The sequence below is a fragment of the Ruminococcus sp. CAG:379 genome, from assembly GCF_000434255.1.
In the GTDB taxonomy this organism is placed as follows: domain Bacteria; phylum Bacillota; class Clostridia; order Oscillospirales; family Ruminococcaceae; genus Ruminococcus_F; species Ruminococcus_F champanellensis.
The window spans coordinates 4,092-8,085 of the sequence record NZ_FR894901.1 but is presented as its reverse complement, the minus strand read 5'-3'; the positions used below and the strand labels follow the sequence as shown (position 1 = coordinate 8,085).

Genomic DNA, 3,994 nt, shown 5'->3' with positions numbered 1-3,994 from the left:
GGACTGGGATGAGGCGGCGGTATGCTGCGCCACCGGCACTACTGTCAACCGGATGCTCTGTCACTGGGACGGAAATCGGATCCGGAAAGGGGATGTGGTGCTGATCTGGGGCGGTGCAGGGGGACTTGGCACCAGTGCCATTCAGCAGACCAGAGCCTACGGGGGTATCCCCATTGCGGTGGTGTCCGGCACAGAGCGTGGTGCATACTGCAAATCCATGGGAGCTGCCGGATACATTGACCGAACCCGGTTTACCCACTGGGGCAGCATCGCCGGGCTGGATGAAGCAGGTATGCGCCGATGGAGCATGCAGGCAGCCCGGTTTCGCAATGAGATCTATGAGATCGCCGGAGGCAGGATCAACCCTGCCATAGTGCTGGAGCATCCGGGGGGAGACACCCTTGCTACATCTTTGTTTGTCTGCGCCCCGGGAGGCATGGTGGTGCTGTGCGGTGCCACCACCGGGTATCTGGCAACGGTGGATCTTCGACACCTGTGGATCTATCAGAAGCGGATTCAGGGGAGTCATGCGGGCTCTCCGGAAAATCTGAAGGAATATCTTCGTCTGCGGCAGACGTATGACTTTGCTTCATCCGTATGCCGGGTATATCCCTGGGATCAGCTGCCGAATGCCCACAAGGACATGGAGCAGGGGACAAATCTGATGGGAAAATTTGCAGTGCGCATCCTGCCGGACAGCTGGCTGGAGGAAAGGAACTGTTTATGAACCGAGTGGCAATCACAGGGCTGGCACCAATAACAGCAATGGGTACCGGCAAGGCATTTTTTGAGCATCTGCTGAAAAAGGAGGCGGTGATCCGGCGGATTCCACCAGAGTATACGGGCGCCCCTCTTTCCACCGGGTGGTATGTGCCCTTTCCGGAGGTGGACTACAAGCCCTTTGGCAGGGACTTTCTTCGCATGTCCGCTATGACATCCCGGAATGCCTGCACAGGGGCTGCGGCAGCCTTGTTGGCACTGAAGGATGCAGGACTGGAGCAGCCGGATCCGGACACAGCAGTCTTTTTCGGGGTGGGTGCGCCCCATTCCCAGGAGGTGGTGAAGGGCTATCGTTCCGTTACGGAGCATAAACCCATGCATCCCTGCACAAACCCCATGATCATGACCAATTCGGTGCCTGCGTGGATTTCCATCCTGCTGGGCATTCACGGGGTCAGCCAGGTGGTATCCACCGCCTGCGCCTCTGGTACCAGCGCCATTGGGGAGGCATATCTGCACATCCGTTCCGGCAGGGGCAGCATGGCAATCTGCGGCGGTGCGGACGATCTGGCATGCGACGAGGGCATGATGCTCCGTTCCTTTGACGTGCTGGGGGCTTTGACAAAGGCAGAGGACGGGATTCCCCGTGCCTTTTCTCAGGAACGCAGCGGTTTTCTCTTTTCGGAGGGTGCTGCCTGCGCCCTGATCCTGGAGGAATATGCATCCGCCCGGAAGCGGGGTGCCAGGATCTATGCGGAGATTACCGGGTATGCAGCCACCTGTGATGCATATCACATTGTACAGATGCCGCCTGTCCCCACACAGATCATCCGGATGCTGGAGCAGCTGACGGTGGGGGAGCAGATTGACTATTACAATGCCCACGGCACCGGAACGCCGGTGAACGACCGGACGGAGCAGCTGGCGTTGACGGAGACATTCGGCGAGAGAGCGGCATCCATACCCGTTACCTCTGTGAAGGGGATACTGGGGCATACCATCGGGGCGTCCGGTGCCATTGAGGCGGCGGTTTGTGCATATTCCCTGCACAACCAGGTGATACACGGCAATCTGCTAGGTACGCCCCTGCCCGGTCTGTGCCTGCCGGAGGAAAGCCGTGAGGTATCCATCCGCACTGCCATTTCTGCATCCTTTGGATTCGGCGGGCACAATGCGGCTTTGAAATTCAGACGGGAGGAACCTGCATGATTACAGAAACCCAGCATACACCCATTCCGGAGCTGGAGGGCTTTGCGTCTATGCTCCGCTTCATTACCCGGCAGTATGGGGCGCAGCCTGCTTTTTGCTATGATGCGCCCCAGATGCGCCGATGCAGCTATGCAGCTTTTGCAGACATGGTATATGCCCTGTCGGATACGCTATCCGGGCAGAGCGGCAGAAAGATCCTGTTTGCAGGGCAAAATTCCCTGCCGTTCATCGTGACCTTTTTCGCTGTGGTATGCAGCGGCAACACAGCAGTGCCAGTCAACAAGGATATTGGTGAGGCGGAGCTGCAGCAGATTCTGCAAAACTGTCAGCCGGATATGCTGATCCTGCTGGAAGGTGCTTCGGATGCGCTGTACAAGCTGTACGGGACATTTGCGCCGGAGGCAAGACTGTCTGCGGAGGAGATCCGCCGGATTCTGCAAACTCCCCGGACAGAAGCCGATGTTCCCGAACCGGATGCATCCCCGGCAGCGGAAACCCCGGATTGCATTGTATATACCTCCGGCTCCAACGGGGTGCCCAAAGGGGTAATGCTGACCCAGTCGGCGCTGATGGCAGACGCAGTGTCCTTCACCCGTGCAGTGTATCCGGCGCCCACCTCCCTGCTTTGTCTGCCTTTGCATCATATGTTCGGCTGGACCACCTCTGTGCTGGGCCCCTTGCTGTGCGGTGCGGAGATCTATATCAACGGGGACAGCATGCTACTGTCACGGGATATGCAGCTGTTTTCTCCGGTACACATACAGGCAGTGCCGGCAGTTCTGGAATTTTTCTATCGGCAGATCCGCCGGCAGATCCGGAACGATCCGAACCCGGCGTACCGGCAGGCTGTAGAAGGGGAGGAAATCCTGGAGCAGTCTGTGGAGGAACGGCGGATCTATTTTGCAAAATTCCGTGCCATGCTGGGAGAGCAGCTGCGGTATGTGATATCCGGCGGCGCAGCTCTGAGCAGGGAGATCACGGAGTTTTTCTGGAAGCTGGGTGTTACCGTCCTGTGCGGCTATGGCATGACCGAGTGCGCACCGGTCATCTCCCTGAACATCATAGCCTGCAATGTGTTCGGGAGTATCGGCCCCGTCATTGACTGCAACCAGGTGCGGATTGCTGCCCCGGATGCAGAGGGCATTGGAGAGATCCGGGTCAAGGGCAGGAACATGATGCTGGGATATTATAACCGAGAAGAAGAAACAGCGGCTGCCTTTGATGCGGCAGGATGGCTGAAAACCGGAGATAAGGGATATCTGGATGAGAACCGATGCCTGTTCATTACCGGGCGAATCAAGAATCTGATCATTCGCTCCTCCGGCGAGAACGTTTCTCCGGAGGAACTGGAGCTTGCTCTTTCCGTTCTGCCAGGAGTGACAGAGGTACTGGTATATGAACAGGCGGGACTGATCCTGGCGGAGGTTTACGGGGAATCGGGCATGCAGGAGACCATCCGGGCAGGGGTGGACAGGGTCAACGGCACGCTGCCCATGTATAAGCGGATCGACCGGGTGCTGTTCCGGGATACCCCCTTTCCGAAAACGCCCACCAATAAAATCAAACGAAACTGAGGTGCATTGTATTGGATGAAAAACTGACGGAGCTGCTGCGCTCCATGTCCTGGTACGAGGATGCTGAGGTCACGCCGGACGCATCCTTCGGGGCGGATCTCGGAATGAATTCCTTTGACTTCCTGCAGCTGCTTTACGCTGTGGAAATGACCTTTGCCAAGCATATCTGCCTGGAGGATGCCAGAAATATGACTACAGTCAGGGATCTGATGTCTGCCATCAGTACCTGAGAAACAGGAGGAACCTATGACACTGGATGAACTGAAGGAACTGTTACAAAAAAACAAGGTGCAGCTGGAGGGAGAACTGGATCCGGATACGGTGATCGGTACCCTGGGGATGGACTCCTTTGATGTGATGATGCTGACCTTTGACCTGGAGAGTGCTGCCGGGCATGAACTTAAGCTGACCCTCAGCGACAGGGTGGGGGATATTCTCCGGGCTGTGAACGATGGAAACTGAGCGGTACCGGCTGGCACTGTTCAGCGGAT

6 protein-coding genes (1 of these 6 running past the window's edge) are annotated in these 3,994 nt (G+C 57.3%); all 6 read left to right on the top strand.

The features are described 5' to 3' along the window. Positions 1-727: zinc-binding dehydrogenase (locus QVO51_RS07215; protein ID WP_288167979.1), on the top strand; the 727-nt coding region annotated here is incomplete at its 5' end. Beyond that, positions 724-1,929: a beta-ketoacyl-[acyl-carrier-protein] synthase family protein gene (locus QVO51_RS07210; protein ID WP_022357835.1), complete on the top strand. Its 1,206-nt coding sequence runs from the start codon at positions 724-726 to the stop codon at positions 1,927-1,929. The genes QVO51_RS07215 and QVO51_RS07210, both read left to right, overlap by 4 nt. Beyond that, a complete protein-coding gene (locus QVO51_RS07205; protein WP_022357834.1) occupies positions 1,926-3,503 on the top strand; it encodes an AMP-binding protein in 1,578 nt (525 codons plus the stop codon). The genes QVO51_RS07210 and QVO51_RS07205 overlap by 4 nt, the downstream gene beginning before the upstream one ends. An 11-nt stretch (positions 3,504-3,514) precedes the next feature. Next, positions 3,515-3,733, top strand: a complete 219-nt coding sequence (locus QVO51_RS07200) for an acyl carrier protein (protein WP_022357833.1) — start codon at positions 3,515-3,517, stop codon at positions 3,731-3,733. Positions 3,734-3,749: 16 nt separating this feature from the next. Continuing rightward, a complete protein-coding gene (locus tag QVO51_RS07195) occupies positions 3,750-3,965 on the top strand; it encodes a hypothetical protein (RefSeq protein WP_015557265.1) in 216 nt (71 codons plus the stop codon). Continuing rightward, positions 3,955-3,994 carry the start of an acyltransferase domain-containing protein gene (locus QVO51_RS07190; protein WP_022357832.1) on the top strand. The gene runs 1,181 nt beyond the window's last position, so 40 of the gene's 1,221 nt are visible here — the first part of the coding sequence; it begins with the start codon at positions 3,955-3,957; its stop codon lies off the right edge, out of view. Before QVO51_RS07195 ends, QVO51_RS07190 begins: the two co-directional genes overlap by 11 nt.

What these genes read in the sequence shown, in the direction of transcription:
- QVO51_RS07210 (WP_022357835.1), top strand. Translation starts at nt 724, where the DNA reads ATGAACCGAGTGGCAATCACAGGGCTGGCACCAATAACAGCAATGGGT.
- QVO51_RS07205 (WP_022357834.1), top strand. Translation starts at nt 1,926, where the DNA reads ATGATTACAGAAACCCAGCATACACCCATTCCGGAGCTGGAGGGCTTT.
- QVO51_RS07195 (WP_015557265.1), top strand. Translation starts at nt 3,750, where the DNA reads ATGACACTGGATGAACTGAAGGAACTGTTACAAAAAAACAAGGTGCAG.